A 19,935-nucleotide genomic window follows, 5' to 3' on the forward strand; every position below is an offset into this window, starting at 1 on the left:
GATCAGGTTGCAAGTTCAGCACAGTAAATCTCTGAAAACAAATTTTGGCATCCGGATTTCCGTAAACCTTACTACCAGTGCAGGCGCCCAAGTTTTGGTTGTGTGACAACTCTTGAATGACTGCTTCATCCCTGAGGATTCAACGGGTGGTCGCAACACTTTAATCTTTTTGGAGAGATGGAGTGTTGATCATGAAGTACCGCACGCGGACGTTTTATACGGACAAACAGAAGTCGGAGATGTGGGATCGGTGGCAGCGGGGTGAGTCCCTGAGCTCGATAGGCCGCAGGTTTGATCGTGCGTCGTCTTCGATTTTCCGCATCTGGCTTTGACTGGTGGTATCCGTCCGCGTGCACGCACCAGGTCTCGGCTGGCCTTGAGCCTCGAGGGGCGTGAGGAGATATCCCGTGGGCTGGCAGGGGATCGGTCATTGCGCTCTATTGCGCGCGACCTTAGACGTACTCCCTCGACGATCAGCCGGGAGGTGCGCAGAAACGGTGGGCGCAAGGCGTATCGCGCGGCATTGTCAGATCAGCGCGCATGGGACTGCGCAAGGCGGCCCAAAGCCTGTAAGCTCTCCTTCAACGACCACTTGTGTCGGTTCATTGCCCGAAAGCTGCGGTTGAAGTGGTCTCCTCAGCAGATCGCGGGCTGGCTGATGCGCAAGCACCCAAACAAAGAGCGAGAGCGTGTGAGCCACGAGACGATCTATCGCAGCCTTTATGTGCAGACGCGCGGCGTTCTGAAGAAGGAGCTGCAGCAATGCCTGCGCAGCCCGCGCGCCATCCGTCGGTCCCGGCATGCGACCCAGAAAGGTCTGAAGCTACGCAAGATCAAAGACGCAGTGCCGATCAGCGAGCGCCCGCCCGAAATCGAAGACCGGGCCGTGCCCGGCCACTGGGAGGGCGATCTGATCGTTGGGGCAAACAACAGCTACATCGCTACGCTGGTCGAGCGGCACTCGCGGTTCGTGATGCTGGCCAAAGTTGCGAACAAGGATACGCAAAGCGTTATCACCGCCCTGATCAAGCAGGCCCGAAAATTGCCCAAAGAACTCTACCGCTCGCTGACATGGGATCGCGGCTCAGAGATGGCCGCCCATGCGGCGTTCACCATGGCGACAAAGATCGACGTCTTCTTCTGCGATCCGCAATCGCCGTGGCAACGCGGCAGTAACGAGAACACCAACCGGCTCTTGCGTCAGTACTTCCCGCGAGGCATCGACATGTCGACCCTCAGTCAGGCCAAACTCAGCGCCGTCGCGCGGCAACTCAACGAGCGGCCACGAAAAACCTTGCAATACGAAACCCCGGCGGAGAAGTTTGCACAGTGTGTTGCGGCGATCCATTGAATCCGCAGGACGAAGCGGACATTCAAAACTTCTCAACGACTATCTTCGCACCAAAAAAGAAAAATGCCCCACCAATCAGGCAGGGCACTTCCATTCATTTATACAGTCGACTTACTCTTCGCGGCTTTCCGGCGTTTCAATAAACGTGTCGAACGCATCGCCGCCTACGATATCGTCAATCGGCGCAGCCAAGGCAGCGGCCGCTTCGGCCTCTTCGCGACGGGCCTCGATGACCACATTGTCCCGCTGCTGCGCGATCTGGCGCATCTGAAGTGTCGCACCACCTGTGCCCGCTGGAATAAGGCGACCCACGATGACGTTCTCCTTCAGACCGACAAGCTTGTCGCGCTTGCCCTGCACCGAGGCCTCGGTGAGAACACGCGTGGTCTCCTGGAAGGACGCGGCTGAGATGAACGAGCGTGTCTGGAGGCTGGCCTTGGTGATCCCAAGCAGGATCGGCTCGCCTTGAGCGGGGCGTTTGCCGCGTTCAATGGCCTTTTCATTGGCGGCATCAAACTCGGCTTTGTCCACATGCTCACCTTTCAGAAGCGTGGTTTCCCCAGAATCCTGGATCTCCCACTTCTGAAGCATCTGGCGCACGATAACCTCGATGTGCTTGTCGTTGATCTTCACGCCTTGCAGTCGATACACGTCCTGAACTTCGTCGATCATGTAATCGGCAAGCGCCTCGACACCCATGATACTCAGGATGTCATGCGGGGCCGGGTTGCCGTCCATGATGTAGTCGCCTTTCTGGACGTAGTCACCTTCCTGAACCGGAATGTGCTTGCCCTTGGGCACCATGTATTCGACGGGCTCCATGCTCTCATCGGCAGGCTCGATGCTGATCCGGCGCTTGTTCTTGTAGTCGCGACCGTAGCGCACATAGCCGTCGATCTCGGCAATAATGGCGTGATCTTTGGGACGGCGCGCCTCAAAGAGTTCAGCCACCCGTGGCAGACCCCCGGTGATGTCCTTGGTCTTGGCACCTTCCCGCGGGATACGCGCCACAACATCGCCGGCATGCACCTCCTGGCCTTCTTCAATGGACAGGATCGCATCCACCGACATCGGATAGGTCACCGGGTTGCCCGCATCGTTGCGCACCGGCTCGCCATCTTTGTCGACAATCAGGATTTCAGGCTTCAATTCGTTGCCTTTAGGTGCCGCACGCCAGTCGGTCACGATTTTCTGGGTCATGCCGGTGGCATCATCCGTCACATCGCGCACCGCAATACCAGAGACCAGGTCTACAAATTTCGCCGTCCCGCTCTTCTCGGCCAGAATAGGCAATGTGTAAGGGTCCCACTCAAAGAGCTTGTCGCCCCGAGCCACCTTGTCGCCATCCTTGGCAAAAAGCTTGGTGCCGTACCCAACCTTGTGGCTGGCCAGTTCGACATCCTTGTCGCTCATGATCAAGAGCTTCATGTTGCGGCCCATCACAAGAGTTTCGCCATTGGCGTTCTCCAGCGTCTGGGCATTCTCAAAGACAACCTTGCCCGCCTGGCTTGCCTCAAGGAACGATTGCTGGCCACCTTGTGCAACACCACCAATGTGGAACGTCCGCATCGTCAGCTGCGTGCCCGGCTCACCAATGGATTGCGCTGCGATGATCCCCACAGCTTCGCCGGTGTTGACCATTGTGCCCCGCGCCAGGTCACGACCATAGCACATGGCACAGACGCCATCCTCGGCCTCACATGTCAGAGGCGAGCGAATGCGCGTCGTTTGCACACCTGCCTCCTCAATGGCATCTGCCGTGCGTTCGTCGATCAACTGGCCGTTGGCAACAATCACATCGTTGGACACTGGGTGCACAATATCCTCCGCCGCAACACGGCCCAGGATACGCTCGGACAAAGATGCCACGACTTCACCGTCGTTCACCGCAGGCTCTGCGGTGATCGCACGCTCGGTGCCGCAATCATGCTCCCGCACGATGCAGTCCTGCGCCACGTCCACGAGACGACGTGTCAGGTAACCGGAGTTCGCTGTTTTCAGAGCGGTGTCTGACAGACCTTTCCGCGCGCCGTGGGTTGAGTTGAAGTACTCAAGAACCGTCAGGCCTTCTTTAAAGTTCGAGATGATTGGTGTCTCAATGATGTCGCCGTTCGGTTTGGCCATCAGGCCGCGCATGCCGCCCAGCTGTTTCATCTGCGTGACCGAGCCACGCGCACCGGAGTGCGCCATCATGTAAACACTGTTGGGTTCTTCAACGGCACCGGCCTCATCCCGTTTGTCGGCTGAGATCGTTCCCATCATGGCATCTGTGACCTGATCGTTACATTTCGACCAGGCATCAACCACTTTGTTGTACTTCTCACCTTGGGTGATCAGACCGTCCATATATTGCTGCTCAAACCCTTTGACCTGGTCACGGGTTTCTTCAACGATCGTCCACTTGTCATCTGGGATGACCATGTCGTCCTTGCCAAATGAAATCCCCGCACGGAACGCTTCTTTAAAGCCCATGGACATGATCTGGTCGCAGAAGATGACGCTCTCTTTTTGACCACAATAGCGATAGACCGTGTCGATCACCTGCTGCACCTCTTTTTTGCGCAACAGTTTGTTGGCCAGCTCAAACGGCGCTTTGGCGTTGAGCGGCAAGAGCGATCCGATCCGCACACGGCCCGGCGTCGTCTCGAACCGCATCATCACCTCTTGGCCAGTCTCATCAATCTGAGGAATGCGCGCGGTGATCTTGGCGTGCAGGTGCACTTCACCCGCATCAAGCGCGTGCTGCACCTCTTCGATGGAGGCAAAGGTCATGCCCTCACCCTTCATGCCTTCACGCATGATCGAGGTGTAGTAGAGGCCCAGAACCATGTCCTGAGATGGCACGATGATCGGCGCACCGTTCGCAGGCGACAACACGTTGTTTGTCGACATCATCAAAACCCGCGCTTCCAGCTGCGCCTCAAGGCTCAGCGGGACGTGCACCGCCATCTGGTCACCGTCGAAGTCGGCGTTAAAGGCCGAACAAACCAGCGGGTGAAGTTGAATGGCCTTCCCTTCGATCAGAAGCGGCTCAAACGCCTGAATACCCAGCCGGTGCAGCGTTGGAGCCCGGTTCAGAAGAACCGGATGCTCGCGGATCACCTCATCAAGGATATCCCACACTTCGGGGCGTTCTTTTTCGACGAGCTTCTTCGCCTGCTTTACCGTGCTCGACAGACCCTTGGCCTCCAAGCGACTGTAAATAAACGGCTTAAACAGCTCCAGCGCCATCTTCTTGGGCAAACCACATTGATGCAACTTAAGCTCAGGACCGGTCACAATGACCGAACGGCCCGAGAAGTCGACGCGCTTACCCAGAAGGTTCTGACGGAAGCGGCCCTGCTTGCCTTTCAGCATGTCTGACAGCGACTTCAGCGGACGCTTGTTGGCACCCGTGATGACGCGGCCGCGACGGCCGTTGTCAAAGAGCGCATCAACCGATTCTTGCAGCATCCGCTTTTCGTTCCGCACAATAATGTCCGGCGCGCGCAGCTCGATGAGACGCTTCAGGCGGTTGTTCCGGTTGATCACGCGGCGATAAAGGTCGTTGAGATCAGAGGTCGCAAACCGGCCGCCATCGAGCGGCACCAGCGGACGAAGCTCTGGCGGAATGACCGGAACAACGGTCATCACCATCCATTCCGGGCGGTTACCGGATTCGATGAAGCTCTCAACGACTTTCAGACGCTTGATGATCTTCTTGGGCTTCAATTCACCTGTGGCTTCGGCCAGATCGGCACGCAGCGTCTCGGCCTCGTTTTCAAGGTCGATATTGGCCAGCATTTCGCGAATGGCTTCCGCGCCGATATTGGCGGTGAACGCGTCCATGCCATACGCATCCTGTGCGTCCATGAACTCTTCTTCCGAGAGCATCTGACCATAAGTCAGGTCCGTCAGACCGGGTTCAATCACCACGTAGTTCTCAAAATAAAGCACCCGCTCCAGATCGCGCAGTGTCATGTCCAGCATGAGGCCGATGCGGGATGGCAGCGACTTCAGGAACCAGATATGCGCGCAAGGGGCGGCCAATTCGATGTGGCCCATCCGCTCGCGACGGACCTTTTGCAGCGTGACTTCGACACCGCATTTCTCGCAGACAACGCCGCGATACTTCATGCGCTTATATTTGCCGCAGAGACATTCGTAATCCTTGATTGGGCCAAAGATGCGCGCACAGAAAAGGCCGTCACGCTCGGGCTTGAACGTCCGGTAGTTGATCGTCTCGGGCTTTTTGATCTCTCCATAGGACCAGCTCAGAATACGTTCTGGCGAGGCCAAGGAGACCTTGATTTCGTCAAACACCTTGGCTGGAGCGTTGGGGTTGAACGGGTTGTTTGTCAGTTCCTGGTTCATTTGAGAATCCTTCAATCAGGTGCAGAGGGAAAACGGGAAAAAGCGGCGCGTTACTCCGCCGCGATGTCCCCTTCGTCTTCCTCCTCCACATCCAGGAGTTCCATGTTCAGGCCGAGGCCACGGACTTCTTTGACGAGAACGTTAAAGCTCTCTGGCACACCGGCCTCAAAGTTGTCCTCGCCCTTGACGATGCTTTCGTAGACTTTGGTCCGACCCGCCACGTCATCCGACTTGACGGTGAGCATTTCCTGAAGCGTGTAGGCTGCGCCATACGCTTCAAGCGCCCAAACCTCCATCTCACCAAAGCGCTGGCCACCAAACTGCGCTTTGCCGCCCAGTGGCTGCTGGGTGACAAGGCTGTAAGGCCCGGTCGAGCGCGCGTGGATCTTGTCGTCCACCAGGTGGTGCAGCTTGAGCAGGTATTTGACACCCACGGTCACTGGGCGGGCAAATTGCTCACCCGAGCGGCCATCATAGAGGACCGACTGACCGCTTTCATCAAACCCGGCGCGTTGCAGCGCATCGTTGACGTCCGCTTCTTTAGCACCGTCAAAGACAGGAGTCGCAATCGGCACACCACGGGTCACGTTGCCCGCCGCCTCGATAAGCGATCCCTCATCCATCTTGGCAATACCCTCGTCATAGACATCGTCGCCATAGGCATGATGCATGGCCTCGCGCACAGGTGTCAGATCGCCTGTACGGCGATAGTCTTGCAGGGCATCGTCAATCTTGATGCCCAGGCCACGCGCGGCCCAACCCATGTGGGTTTCCAGAATTTGACCGACGTTCATACGGGACGGCACACCCAGTGGGTTGAGGCAGAAGTCGACCGGCGTTCCATCTTCAAGGAACGGCATGTCTTCCATTGGCACAACCTTGGAGATCACACCCTTGTTGCCGTGACGCCCGGCCATCTTATCACCCGGCTGAAGCTTGCGCTTCACCGCGATAAAGACTTTGACCATCTTCATCACACCCGGAGGAAGATCATCACCGCGACGCACCTTCTCGACCTTGTCCTCAAAACGCGCGTCCAGTGTCCGCTTCTGCGCCTCATATTGCTCGTTCAGGGCCTCGATCACTTGCGCGTCTTTCTCATCCTTGAGCGCCAGCTGCCACCATTGACCCCGGCTCAGCGTTTCCAGCAGGTCCTCGGTGATCTCCGAGTTCGCCTTGACACCTTTGGGGCCTTTGACAGCCACTTTGCCCATGATGAGTGACTTCAGACGCGCATAGATGTTGCGATCCAGGATCGCCAGCTCGTCATCGCGGTCACGCGCCAGACGCTCGACCTCTTCGCGCTCAATCTGAAGCGCACGTTCGTCTTTTTCCACGCCATGGCGGTTAAAGACGCGCACTTCCACAACCGTGCCATAATCCCCCGGCTTCACCCGAAGTGAGGTGTCGCGCACGTCAGAGGCCTTCTCCCCGAAGATCGCGCGCAAGAGCTTTTCTTCCGGCGTCATCGGGCTTTCACCTTTCGGTGTGATCTTACCCACAAGGATATCGCCCGGCTCTACATCAGCACCGATATAGACAATGCCCGCCTCGTCAAGATTGCGCAGAGCCTCCTCGCCGACGTTGGGGATATCCCGGGTGATCTCTTCCGGCCCCAGCTTGGTGTCACGGGCGGCAACCTCGAATTCCTCGATATGGATCGAGGTAAAGACATCGTCGCGTGCCACACGCTCGGAAATCAGGATCGAGTCCTCAAAGTTGTAGCCATTCCATGGCATGAACGCGACGAGCACGTTCTTACCCAGAGCCAATTCGCCCAGATCGGTCGACGGACCATCGGCGATCACCTCGCCTTTCGAGACCGTATCGCCCACCTTCACCAGCGGCTGCTGGTTGATACAGGTGTTCTGGTTCGAGCGCTGGAATTTACGCATCCGGTAGATGTCAACGCCCGGATCACCGATCTCAAGGTCCTCGGTCGCCCGGATCACCACCCGTTGCGCATCCACCTGGTCAATCACACCAGCCCGCTTGGCCAAGACTGACGCACCAGAGTCGCGCGCCACAACGCCTTCGATCCCGGTGCCCACGAGAGGCGCCTCGGAGCGCAGCGTCGGCACGGCCTGACGTTGCATGTTCGAGCCCATCAAGGCGCGGTTGGCGTCGTCATTTTCCAAGAATGGAATAAGCGAGGCCGCCACCGAGACCAACTGTTTGGGCGACACGTCAATGAGGTCCACATTGTCGACCGGAGCCAACATGTATTCACCCGATTGACGGGTGTTGACCATCTCGTTAACGAACTTGCCTTTGGCATCCAGCGTCGCATTCGCCTGCGCCACAGTGTGGCGCATCTCTTCGGTTGCGGACATGTACGTGACTTCGTCCGTCACCTGCCCGCCCTCAACCTTGCGATATGGTGTTTCGATAAAGCCGTATTTGTTCACCCGCGCAAAGGTCGCGAGCGAGTTGATCAGACCAATATTCGGCCCTTCCGGCGTTTCAATCGGGCACATGCGGCCATAATGCGTGGCATGCACGTCGCGCACCTCAAACCCAGCCCGTTCGCGGGTCAGACCACCGGGCCCAAGCGCCGACAAACGACGCTTATGCGTTACTTCGGACAGCGGGTTGGTTTGGTCCATGAACTGCGACAGCTGCGAGGAGCCAAAGAACTCACGCACAGCCGCAGCAGCCGGTTTAGCGTTGATCAGGTCCTGCGGCATGACCGTGTCGATCTCAACCGAGCTCATCCGCTCTTTGATCGCGCGCTCCATCCGCAGCAAACCCACACGGTACTGGTTCTCCATCAACTCACCGACCGAGCGCACACGACGGTTTCCGAGGTGGTCGATATCGTCCACATCGCCCTTGCCATCGCGCAGTTCGACCAGGGCCTTGATACAGGCCACGATGTCTTCGCGGTCCAGCGTGCGCTGTGTGTCCGGCTTTTCAAGCGCCAGGCGCATGTTCATCTTCACCCGGCCAACCGCCGACAGGTCATACCGTTCACTATCAAAGAACAGCGTGTCGAACAGAGCCGAGGCCGCCTCTTCGGTGGGCGGCTCGCCCGGACGCATGACCCGGTAGATATCCATGAGCGCCGTTGTGCGGTTCATGTTCTTATCATTGGACATGGTGTTGCGCATATACGGCCCGACATTGATGTTATCGATGTCCAGAACCGGAATGTCGGTGATCCCGGCATCCAAAAGCTCCTGCACCGAGCCGCCAATGATCTCGCCATCTTTATCGCGCTCAAGCGTCAACTCATCCCCGGCCTCGACATAAATCGCACCGGTTTCTTCGTTGATGATGTCCTTGGCGACAAACTTGCCAACGATGTGCTCAAACGGCACCAAAAGATCGGTGACTTTGCCGTCATCAATTAGCTGTTTGACCACACGTGGCGTGACTTTCTTACCCGCTTCGGCAATCACCTTGCCAGATTTGGCATCCACAAGGTCAAAGGCCGGGCGCGTGCCCCGCACACGCTCGGGGAAGAATTTGGTCACCCATCCGGTAACGGCCTTGCCCTTTTTCTTCAGCTTGTAGTCAACCGTATCGTAATAGGCATCCATGATGCCTTCCTGATCCAGACCCAGCGCATAAAGCAGAGTTGTCACAGGCAGCTTCCGGCGACGGTCGATGCGCGCAAAGACGATGTCCTTGGCGTCAAACTCAAAATCGAGCCACGAGCCGCGATAGGGAATGATGCGGCAGGCAAAGAGCAACTTGCCCGAAGCATGTGTCTTGCCTTTGTCATGGTCAAAAAACACGCCTGGAGAGCGATGCATCTGGCTGACGATCACGCGCTCTGTTCCGTTGACAACAAAAGTCCCGTTGGGGGTCATCAGGGGCATATCGCCCATGAACACGTCCTGTTCCTTGATGTCCTTGACGGACTTCGCACCGGTGTCCTCATCGACATCAAACACAATCAGCCGCAGCGTCACCTTAAGCGGCGCGCTGTAGGTCATGTCGCGTTGCATACACTCTTCGACATCGTATTTCGGCTTTTCCAGGTCGTAGTTCACGAACTCCAGCACAGCTGTTTCGTTGAAATCCTTGATCGGAAAGACCGACTGAAACACGCCCTTGATCCCCTCACCATCGGTGGGGATCTCCTGGTCGCCGGATTTCAGGAACAGGTCATAGCTTGATTTCTGCACCTCAATGAGGTTCGGCATTTCCAGCACTTCGCGGATTTTGCCGTAATATTTACGAAGACGTTTTTGGCCAAGGAAGCTCTGCGTCATGTGACGGGTCACCTTTCATTTCTCACTGGTCATGCGCGCTGTCGGGGCCCAGCGGCACGTCCATCAGAGACAGCGAGTACGATCCATTCTTGGCCCCCATCCCACAAGGGGCCACCCGATCGTTGAACCTCGCCTGAGAAAAGCCCCGCGCAACAGGGCTTCTCTGAGACAGGTTCGGCTGGACCCGTATTTTGCCGGGACCAGCCAAAATTCATGTCGCAATACGAAGGTCGCCCCACCCAAAGCACATGACTTTAGGATGGGTGCAAACCCACGGATTACTTGAGTTCGACCTCAGCGCCAGCTGCTTCCAGCTTGCCTTTGATGTCGTCTGCTTCGGCTTTGTCGACGCCTTCTTTGACAGCTTTGCCGCCGGCTTCAACAAGATCCTTGGCTTCTTTCAGACCAAGACCCGTGATCGCGCGCACCTCTTTGATGACGTTGATCTTCGACGCACCGGCCGATTTCAGGATCACGTCAAATTCGGTTTGCTCTTCACCGCCGCCTGCGCCACCGGCGTCACCGCCTGCTGCACCGGCAACCATCACAGCCCCGCCCGCGGCGGGCTCGATGCCGTATTCGTCTTTCAGAATGGTTTTCAGTTCTTGTGCTTCGAGAAGCGTCAGACCAACGATCTCTTCAGCGAGTTTTTTCAGATCAGCCATATCTAGCTCTTTTCCGTTCTCTTAGATGTGTTCCAACGTCAGACTTGCAAGTCCACGCCAGACCTTTTCCAGTTCCGTTATGCCGCTTCTGCCTTTTCCTCGACGGATGACAGAATGCTCGCGATGTTCGAAGCAGGTGCGCCAATGGCCCCGGCGATGTTCGAAGCAGGTGCGCCGATGCAGCCCACGATGGAGGCAATAAGCTCCTCGCGGGATGGCATTTTCGACACGACTTCGACGCCTTTGCGGTCCAATGCGTTCTCACCCATGGCCCCGCCGAGGATCTCAAACTTCTTGTTATCCTTGGCGAACCCTTCGGCGACCTTGGCTGCTGCCACAGGGTCTTCCGAGAAGGTCAGAACAGTCATGCCCGACAGATAGTCAGCAATGCTGGCGCATGGCTTTCCATCAAGGGCAATCTTGGCGAGCCTGTTTTTGGCAACGCGTACGGATGCATCGGCCTCGCGGGCGCGGGCACGAAGATCCTGCATTTCGGTAACTGTAAGGCCTGCGTAGTGGGCTACCACGACGACGCCAGAGCTTTCGAAGATCTGGCCGAGTTCCTCGACCACTTTCTCTTTCTGGGCTCTATCCACAGTTTCACTCCAATTATGGGGAAATTCCCCGGCTCAGTCTTACTGGGCCAAAAGACCCAGCCTTTGGGTCCGTTAAACGGGCTGAGCCAGACACGGGGACCACCTTTGGAGAGCCGCGCAAAATTCTGGTCTTTCCCGTCTCAGGCAGGAATTATGACCGGCATATCCCGACCACCCACCGTCTCGGACGAAACACAAATGGCCCGACAGAATCGGACCATGCGTGCAAGGCAGTATCTAGACCTCATCCGGGCAAATGCCAAGCCCCTTTTAAACAAGGCTCAAAACTGGCCACAAAGAGCCGCTCAAACCGGTTTTTTGAGGGGATTGATATTCAGGAACGCTGAGTTTTACGCAAGGTCTGCTGTGAGCCCGTGTTGCACGTTAATCAGCAGAGGCGCGGGATGGCCAGACCGCGGGATGGCGACCTTTTACAAATTCTGAACACTTTATGTCAGCCAAGTCTGCATGTCCTTGGATCGGCGCGCTTACGTGAGCCAATCGCCAGCCCGATGGGGCGGTCTGGCGATCGCGCGGCGGCGCTACGCGCCTTGATTCCGCGCGAGGGTGTTCAATGGCAGCTAAGTCCCACAAACCCAACAAACAACCCCTTCCACGAAAACAAAAGGGGCCTCCCTTAGGAAGCCCCCGAATTTGCGTGTCACTTCGGCGTCAGCTTACTCGCCAAGAGCACCTGCCACATCAATGCTCACGCCCGGCCCCATGGTCGAGCTCAGCGCGATCTTTTTCATATAGGCCCCTTTGGCGCCAGATGGCTTTGCTTTTTGCACGGCCTCAACAAAGGCACGCACGTTTTCAACCAGCTTGCCTTCGTCAAACGACGCCTTGCCAATCCCGGCATGCACAACGCCAGCTTTTTCGGCTTTGAACTGTACTTCGCCGCCCTTGGCCGCTTTCACGGCATCGGCCACATCCATGGTCACCGTGCCCACTTTGGGGTTCGGCATCAGGTTGCGCGGGCCAAGCACCTTACCCAGACGACCCACGATGGGCATCATGTCTGGTGTGGCAATGCAGCGATCAAACTCGATCGTGCCGCCTTGCACTGTCTCCATCAGGTCCTCGGCACCCACGATGTCTGCACCAGCGGCCTGTGCCTCTTCGGCCTTGGGGCCACGAGCGAAAACCGCCACGCGCACGTCTTTGCCTGTGCCATTGGGAAGGCCAACCACACCGCGCACCATTTGATCCGCGTGACGTGGGTCAACCCCAAGGTTCACAGCAATCTCGACGGTTTCGTCGAACTTTGCATTGGCATTGCCTTTGACCAGCGCCACCGCCTCTTCGATGGTGACGTTCTCTTTGCCCGCGAACGCCTCGCGCGCCGCTTTTGTGCGTTTTCCAAGCTTTGCCATCTTACTTCACCTCAATGCCCATGGAGCGTGCAGAACCGGCAATGATCTTCATCGCGGCTTCGACGTCATTTGCGTTCAGGTCTTTCCACTTGGCTTCCGCAATTTCTCGCAGCTGCTTGGCCGAGACCGAGGCGACAGTTTCACGACCGGGCGTGTTTGCACCGGATTTCAACTTGGCCGCTTTTTTCAGGTAGTAAGACGCAGGTGGCGTCTTGATGTCCATTTCAAAGGACTTGTCCTGATAATAGGTGATCACGGTGGGGCACGGCGCACCGGGCTCCATGTCCTGCGTCTTGGCGTTGAACGCCTTGCAGAATTCCATGATATTGATGCCGCGCTGACCCAACGCCGGACCAACCGGCGGGGATGGGTTCGCTTGCCCGGCAGGCACCTGAAGCTTCATGGTGCCAGCAAGTTTCTTGGCCATGGGCCATCTCCTTTTCAAACAGCCTCGGGACGCGCCCCTTAGCCTATGTTGATGTGGTCTGGTCCGTGCATCGCGATGCCCTCGCCTCCCACATGGGGGTCTTTCTTCAAAGACTGACGCGCGCACTACACGGCGCACGCGTCTTTGACAAGACCGTTTGACCAAAAGTCATGGAAAGCCTAACCGTTCCAGAGCGCAGTCTCAGGGTGGAACTGTGACCAAGCAAACCAAAAGGCTTGATGACTGCCAAGGTCAGCGCCATTCGCATCAACCGCCTTGATCCCACCGCCATCAAGCGTCAGGTGCACATTCTCCACGGTTATGTCCTGGCCACCCTGAAGCGCCACCATCGCCTTGCTGCGCTGGAACGCCACGGGCTTACCGGAAGCGGTGACAATGCCGATGACATCCTCATGCACCGGCAGGCGTGGGTCGACATCGCCTACCGGGAAAATCGGGCCATTGGCATCGCGTCCATTGCGGAAATCAAAATCCCGGCCAAGGGCAAGCTCTTCTACCAACACGGTTGTCTCTGGATGTGCTTTTTTCCATGTGCCCCAGTCAGAGGTCACGACACCTGCTTGTTCCAATTTCACACCCTTTTTGGCCAAGGGCCCTGTCACAGCGTGGCCAAGAAACGTGTCAAACACCGAATGCGTACGCACGTCATACATCACCTTGTTGGATCGGATCAAAAGCCCCGACGTGCGAAGGATCGGACGTTCCACACCATCCGGAACCTCGTCTGTGAAATAAGCCTGCGCGGCACCGCAAAGCGTGCAATAGGGAATCCCAAGATCACGCCCGCCCAGCGTATCATTCACCATCTCGCGCACTTCCATGATCCGACGCGGATAGGCGCGTGCCTCGCCATTCACAACCACGCCAAAAACAATATCGCTGTCCTTGAGCCAGGTGGCCTCTGCCGCGCTGCTGATCTCCGGGTTATCCGCGGCCGGAATGCAGTTGCACTGCTCATCGGTGGCGTCATAGGCGCGGTCATCAATCAGCACGCCGCCCCAGGACACCATCCGCCAGTCAATATCGCCTTCGACAAAAATCTTGTCCCAGCCGGGAATAATCCCAGTGAAAATGGCCCGTTTTGCACTCAGGTAATTCGGCGGCGCAGGCACATCCCACGCAATCAGGTGATCGGTGATAACGCCCCAATGGTTTTCAGTGGGCATATCAATTTCAAGCAATGTCGCTGCTGCATTTGCAAGCTGCACATTGAGCGCTTGTCCGGGGGCAAAGCGCATCAGGTCGCTGATGGGCCAGGCAAGGCGCGGGTCTTTTGAAGCAGCCAACGTGCGCAAGGCCACTTCCTGATCCGTGCCCCATGTCGACCCTTCGATACTGTCGACAAACGCCATCTTCGCGGCGGCCTTCAGGTCCGCCGACAAGTCACCATCCGGAATGGCAGGCGGCTGACCAAATTGCTCAACCCCATAGTCCGGCAGCGCGGCTGGCTGTTCGGCACGCACCGCTGTGGACCAGAGAGCGAAGAGCATCATCAGCGACGCAAGGATCAAGAGACGCGGCGTTGAGCCAAATGCAGTTGCCATCAAAGGACCTTTCATGTGCACATTCCAAGTGCACCCAAAGATGACGGTTCCGGGCAAGATGGCTAATCACGATTGCATCAGCACTTAGTGAACAGGTCCTGAACACACCGTTCACGAACATTCGCCGAACTGTGCAACACCGTGCGTCCGCCTTCTGCGGCAAGCTCAAATTTTGGGAACCTGTTGCACACACCGTAGAGCAGACGCCACGGTGCATTAATCTACAAGCTTTACCGATATCGCACCGACGCAATACCGACATGATACCGATGCAATACCGAAGCTCAAATCCCCGCAAATTTAGGGCGTTAACCTTTGAGTCGCCAAACATGCAGGAGTCACCATTAGAGTGGAGCAAAAAGAAAACCCCGGCCAAAAGCCAGGGTTCCAATTTTCGTCCAGAACTGAGAGCTAATCCTCGGGTCAGGTTTGCTTCGTCACCTGCGTGTATTCCAATTCTACCGGCGTCTCACGACCAAAGATCGAGACCGTCACCTTGAGGCGCTGATTGTCCTCGTCGACTTCCTCGACCATGCCATCGAAATCCTCGAACGGACCATCGTTGACCTTGACCTTCTCACCAACCTCAAAGCTGATCAGAAGCTTCGGCGCCTCGGCCCCCTCTTCCACACGGCCCAGGATCCCCTGCACTTCCGCATCGCGCATCGGCATCGGACGGCCTTGTGGTCCAAGGAACCCGGTGACTTTGTTGATTGAGTTCACCAGGTGATAGCCCTGGTCCGACATTTCCATATGCACCAGCACGTAGCCCGGCATGAACCGCCGCTCGGTCGTGACCTTCTTGCCGCGCCGCACCTCGATCACCTCTTCGGTCGGCACGAGCACTTCGTCGATCTCGTCCTCAAGGCCCTGATCGGCCACGGATTGACGGATTTGCTCTGCGATTTTCTTCTCGAAATTCGAGAGAACGCTCACTGAGTACCACCGTTTCGCCATGCTGGACCCCACATCTGCTGTTATCGGCACTTGGCCGGAATTCTCTGTTCTTTCAGGCTTTTGGCCCGAACCACCCCGATAAAACAAATCAGCGCGCGGGCTCGAATCGCCGCGCGCTGTATCGGAATGATGGCTGGATTACCGCTCTTCGCCCTTCTTTTCAAGGCCGCAGAAAGGGATTTTTGCGCTTTAGCCGAAGAGCCCCAAAAGCCCCTCAAGTCCGCTGCGGATCAAAAGGTCAACCAAAGCAAAAAATACGGCAGTCAGAGCGGCCATAATAAACACCATGATCGTTGTCAGCAAAACTTCGCGCCGGGTTGGCCAAACAACTTTGGCAACTTCCGCACGAACTTGCTGAATGAACTGAAGCGGGTTGGTGATGGCCATGGGATCCACTGTACAAAAGGGTCGACGTTCAGAGGGACATACGTTGCACTCAAAATGAATTCAAGAGCAGAGAGCCACCCCGGTCCTTCACCGCGGTGGCTCTGTTGCCAATATACCGGGCTAGACGTCCTGAGCCTGTTCAGACAGCCGGTCAAACGGATCGGGCCGATCGTCTTCCTTTTCCAACTCTGCCAGATCCGGCAGGGTCAACCGCTCTGCGATGGCCTCAGGAAGACGCGCCACTTTGGTGTTATACTGCTCGACAAGCTGTGTTGCCTTCGTGAAATACTGTTCTGCTTTTTTCGGTTTGCGCTTCTTGAATCGCAACCACCGTGCCAGAAGAATTTCGGTGAATCGTTCATGCCCAAGAGACAGGTAGGTGATGACAAAGACCATCAGCACGGTCAGCGTCACACCCAGCACCAACCAAGGGCGCAGAAATACAATCAACGCTGCTGTGATCAGCAGAACATGCTTGGGTTTGATTTTACTGGCATGTGCCTTGAGCGTGCTGGCATGGGTCTTGATCACAGGCCAAATGTCACTTTTGAAGCTTTTGAGGCGTTTTAGACGGTCCGTTTGGTCTTTCTTAACCACTTCCGCGATATCTTCCTGCATGATGACATCTTCGGGTGCAGGCTCCAGAACATCGCGCGACAAAAGCTCGACCTCGTCATCAACAATGGTTTCAACAAGGTCTTCTGCGACCTCCATGTCCAGCATTTTGCGACGCGGACGCAAAGCCGGCATACTGGGAACGAGATTGGAAATGTCGAGCTTGGTGAGCTTTGCGTTTTCCGTAGGCTCTGACTCTGCACGAACAGGGTCCGCCTCTGGCGGCGTCAGTTCCGGCAGGCGCTGCTGACGCTCCTCGCGCTTCTGATCAAGCAGCATGGATTTGATCATCGCAGTCATCTGCGGAGAGTTCGGATCTTCAATTGTAGGGGTTTCCATAAGCATTTTACCACGCGACGACCGACGCTTCGCGGCGCGCGGATGCTCCATAGGCATTGACCCTGCGGTATCCGTCATAGCAGCACTACCCTCACCACCCACGGTGTCTTGTTTCACGCCCCCACGTGATTGCCCCACGTCTCGCACGCGAGTCGTCAGACTAAGGCAAGGTATGTCGGGAATTTGGCCATATCATGGCAGCTACCGGGCGGAATTGTGACCATAGCATGCAATTCAAAAGCCTCTGGCAAAGCAGAACGAAGCGCCACAGGGACACATTTCTGCAATTAAGTAGTTGAAAGGATTTAATTTTAAAGTGGCAGGGGCAGCAGGGTTCGAACCCGCGACCTACGGTTTTGGAGACCGTCGCTCTACCAGCTGAGCTATACCCCTAAGGCCAAGGCTCGAATTACGTCACCTACGGCTGGGAATCAAGTCACATTGGCCCGCAATCGGAAATTTACCATTGGCTGCCTCAATCGCGGCCCGATCGTGTCAGATGACCGCGAAAGCCATCATGCCAAGCCCTACAAACCCTGCCGTAAAAATGACGGACCGAATATAAGGAACGCCGGCCACATAGGCCGCAATATATGCCAGCCTTGCCAGAACAAAGAGCATCGCGCCCTGTTCGGCAAGCTCAAGATCAACGCCACCCAAGATCAGCGCAAGCAGGCCAAGAACCACGAAAACCGGCAACGATTCCGAGAAATTCTTAGCGGACTTTAAAGCGCGCGCATGGAATTTTCCGGGCTCCGGCAGGCTGTCCCGAGGTCCCATATATGCCGTAGGCCCGACACGCAGCATCAGAAAACTTCCTGCCCCAAACACGTTCATCAGATACAAGGCCAGTCCGGCCAAAATCCAGAAAACCATATTCCATTCCTTCTTTATTGTGCGATTTGGAGGTAAGAAGAATAAGGAATAGCTACAATTCCTTAGGAGGGAATGATGGCGATACAAAATGAATTCGGTTTGACGCTCAGAGGGATCCGAAATGCGTTGGGCTTGAGCCAACTCGCACTTGCACACCGCCTTGGCAGCACCCAGCGACACATCTCTTTTCTCGAAACCGGCCGATCGCGCGCCACACCAGAGTTTTTGCAACGTATTGCCGTTGAGTTAAACCTCTCAACAGCGCAGCGCAGCGCGTTGTTTGAGGCCTCGGGCTTGCGCAACCCATTTCCCGAACGCCAGCTTACAGATACCGAGATCACGCAAGCCCTGGACACGATTGAGCGACGCATTCTGCAAAACTGGCCCTTTCCGGCCTTTGCATTGGATAAAGATTGGACAATCCTGCGGGCCAATCCAAGCGCTACCGCGATGTTTGCGATGTTCGGGATCGATTTGTCGCAAGCAAACCAAAGCCTCCTGACCATGGTTTTATCGCCGGGTTTCCGGACCGCTATTCTAAATTGGGAAGAGGTCAGTCCGGGCTTTTACTTTCGTCTTATGGCAGCGGCGGAACGCGATAGGACGGTCCGTGTTGCATTTGAAGCCGCGCGTGCGTCGGGCCTGTTTGACGATGTGCCGCGCCACATCACGGGTGGCAGTTCAAACCCTGTGATGAGCTGTGCAGAGATGGGTCTCCCTGATGGCACCCGTCTCAGAATGACGCCGTTTATCGGATCGCTTTCCACGCTGCAGGACGTGCGTCTAGAACGGATTGAAATCGAGCTGATGGTTCCGCTTGATGATGTGACAGAAACTAAACTCACGTCCATGTTTGCTTGACATCGCAAATGGGCACATTTGGCGCTTAGGACCGCGCATCTTCAACAAAAAGGGCGCCCGATTGGGCACCCTTCTGGTCTCATATGTGTCTATCTCACTCGATGATTTTCGACACGACGCCGGCGCCGACGGTGCGGCCGCCTTCGCGGATGGCGAAGCGCAGGCCGTTTTCCATGGCGATGGGCGCGATCAGTTCCACGTTGAACTTCAGGTTGTCGCCCGGCATCACCATCTCGGTGCCCGAGGGAAGCTCAACCGTGCCAGTGACGTCCGTTGTACGGAAGTAGAACTGCGGACGGTAGTTGGCGAAGAACGGCGTGTGACGCCCGCCCTCATCCTTGGTCAGGATATAGGCTTCGGCTTCGAACTTGGTGTGCGGTGTCACCGAGCCCGGCTTACACAGAACCTGACCCCGCTCAACACCTTCACGGTCCACACCGCGCAGAAGTGCGCCAATGTTGTCGCCCGCTTCACCACGGTCGAGAAGTTTGCGGAACATCTCAACGCCGGTGCAGGTCGTCTTGGTGGTGTCGCGGATGCCGACAATCTCAATCTCATCACCCACATTGATCACACCGCGCTCCACACGGCCGGTCACAACCGTGCCGCGGCCCGAGATCGAGAACACGTCCTCAATCGGCATCAGGAACGGCTGATCCACAGCCCGCGCAGGCGTCGGGATATACTCATCCACAGCCGCCATCAGCTCAGAGATCTTTTCGGACCCGATGTTGTCGTCGCGACCTTCCAGAGCGGCAAGAGCCGAACCAGCAATGATCGGAATGTCGTCGCCAGGATACTCATACGAGCTCAGAAGCTCGCGGATTTCCATTTCCACCAGTTCCAGAAGCTCTTCGTCGTCGACCTGGTCCACCTTGTTCATGAAGACAACCATGTAGGGGATGCCAACCTGACGGCCCAGAAGGATGTGCTCGCGCGTCTGGGGCATCGGGCCGTCGGCCGCGTTCACAACCAGGATCGCGCCGTCCATCTGCGCCGCACCGGTGATCATGTTCTTGACGTAGTCCGCGTGGCCGGGGCAGTCGACATGCGCGTAGTGACGGTTCTCCGTCTCATACTCAACATGCGCCGTCGAAATGGTGATCCCCCGCGCCTTCTCTTCCGGCGCGCCGTCAATCTCGTCATAGGCTTTAAAATCGCCAAACTGCTTCGTGATCGCAGCTGTCAGCGTCGTCTTACCATGATCAACATGGCCAATCGTGCCAATGTTCACATGCGGCTTCGTGCGGTCAAACTTTTCCTTTGCCATCTCTCTTAGGCGCCCTATCCGTTTGGGGGGCCAGAAACGGCCCGTTTTCTACTCCGCGCGCATCTATTGTGTCACGG

13 protein-coding genes, 1 tRNA gene and 1 pseudogene are annotated in these 19,935 nt (G+C 56.7%); 2 read left to right on the forward strand and 13 right to left on the reverse strand.

Annotated features, from left to right (window positions below; translation table 11 throughout):
• Positions 1-191 precede the first annotated feature (191 nt).
• A pseudogene (locus RZ517_RS15845) lies at positions 192-1,351 on the forward strand (IS30 family transposase).
• Positions 1,352-1,462: 111 nt separating this feature from the next.
• On the opposite strand, the gene rpoC reads toward RZ517_RS15845, so the two are convergent.
• From rpoC to RZ517_RS15905, 12 genes are all read right to left on the reverse strand, one after another.
• Positions 1,463-5,704, reverse strand: coding sequence for a DNA-directed RNA polymerase subunit beta' (rpoC, locus tag RZ517_RS15850; protein WP_338549104.1), 4,242 nt, complete (start codon positions 5,702-5,704; stop codon positions 1,463-1,465).
• 50 nt (positions 5,705-5,754) lie between these two features.
• A complete protein-coding gene (gene rpoB / locus RZ517_RS15855; protein ID WP_338549105.1) occupies positions 5,755-9,924 on the reverse strand; it encodes a DNA-directed RNA polymerase subunit beta in 4,170 nt (1,389 codons plus the stop codon).
• A gap of 278 nt (positions 9,925-10,202) precedes the next feature.
• Positions 10,203-10,589: a 50S ribosomal protein L7/L12 gene (gene rplL, locus RZ517_RS15860; protein ID WP_317057025.1), complete on the reverse strand. Its 387-nt coding sequence runs from the start codon at positions 10,587-10,589 to the stop codon at positions 10,203-10,205.
• A 77-nt stretch (positions 10,590-10,666) separates the two neighbouring features.
• Entirely contained in the window at positions 10,667-11,185 is a 519-nt protein-coding gene (gene rplJ, locus RZ517_RS15865; RefSeq protein WP_338549106.1) for a 50S ribosomal protein L10, read from the reverse strand.
• Between the two features lie 677 nt (positions 11,186-11,862).
• The gene (gene rplA / locus RZ517_RS15870) at positions 11,863-12,561 is read right to left on the reverse strand and encodes a 50S ribosomal protein L1 (RefSeq protein WP_338549107.1); all 699 of its coding nucleotides are present in this window, start codon (positions 12,559-12,561) and stop codon (positions 11,863-11,865) included.
• Position 12,562: 1 nt separating this feature from the next.
• The gene (rplK, locus tag RZ517_RS15875) at positions 12,563-12,988 is read right to left on the reverse strand and encodes a 50S ribosomal protein L11 (RefSeq protein WP_338549108.1); all 426 of its coding nucleotides are present in this window, start codon (positions 12,986-12,988) and stop codon (positions 12,563-12,565) included.
• Positions 12,989-13,167: 179 nt separating this feature from the next.
• Positions 13,168-14,553, reverse strand: coding sequence for a DUF3179 domain-containing (seleno)protein (locus RZ517_RS15880; protein WP_338549109.1), 1,386 nt, complete (start codon positions 14,551-14,553; stop codon positions 13,168-13,170).
• A gap of 423 nt (positions 14,554-14,976) precedes the next feature.
• Entirely contained in the window at positions 14,977-15,510 is a 534-nt protein-coding gene (gene nusG / locus RZ517_RS15885) for a transcription termination/antitermination protein NusG (RefSeq protein ID WP_317057018.1), read from the reverse strand.
• 189 nt (positions 15,511-15,699) lie between these two features.
• Positions 15,700-15,897 (reverse strand): preprotein translocase subunit SecE, encoded by a 198-nt coding sequence (gene secE / locus RZ517_RS15890; protein ID WP_338549110.1) that lies wholly within the window; start codon positions 15,895-15,897, stop codon positions 15,700-15,702.
• A 120-nt stretch (positions 15,898-16,017) separates the two neighbouring features.
• Positions 16,018-16,929, reverse strand: a complete 912-nt coding sequence (locus RZ517_RS15895; RefSeq protein WP_338549111.1) for a hypothetical protein — start codon at positions 16,927-16,929, stop codon at positions 16,018-16,020.
• Positions 16,930-17,168: 239 nt separating this feature from the next.
• Positions 17,169-17,244 (reverse strand) — tRNA-Trp (locus tag RZ517_RS15900).
• A gap of 102 nt (positions 17,245-17,346) precedes the next feature.
• The gene (locus RZ517_RS15905) at positions 17,347-17,727 is read right to left on the reverse strand and encodes an MAPEG family protein (RefSeq protein ID WP_338549112.1); all 381 of its coding nucleotides are present in this window, start codon (positions 17,725-17,727) and stop codon (positions 17,347-17,349) included.
• A gap of 75 nt (positions 17,728-17,802) precedes the next feature.
• Between RZ517_RS15905 and RZ517_RS15910 the strand changes: the two genes are divergently transcribed.
• Entirely contained in the window at positions 17,803-18,588 is a 786-nt protein-coding gene (locus RZ517_RS15910) for a helix-turn-helix domain-containing protein (protein ID WP_338549113.1), read from the forward strand.
• Between the two features lie 94 nt (positions 18,589-18,682).
• Here RZ517_RS15910 and tuf read toward each other — a convergent pair whose 3' ends face one another.
• Positions 18,683-19,858, reverse strand: a complete 1,176-nt coding sequence (gene tuf / locus RZ517_RS15915) for an elongation factor Tu (protein ID WP_317057050.1) — start codon at positions 19,856-19,858, stop codon at positions 18,683-18,685.
• Positions 19,859-19,935 lie beyond the last annotated feature (77 nt).

Source organism: Roseovarius sp. S88, assembly GCF_037023735.1.
In the GTDB taxonomy this organism is placed as follows: domain Bacteria; phylum Pseudomonadota; class Alphaproteobacteria; order Rhodobacterales; family Rhodobacteraceae; genus Roseovarius; species Roseovarius phycicola.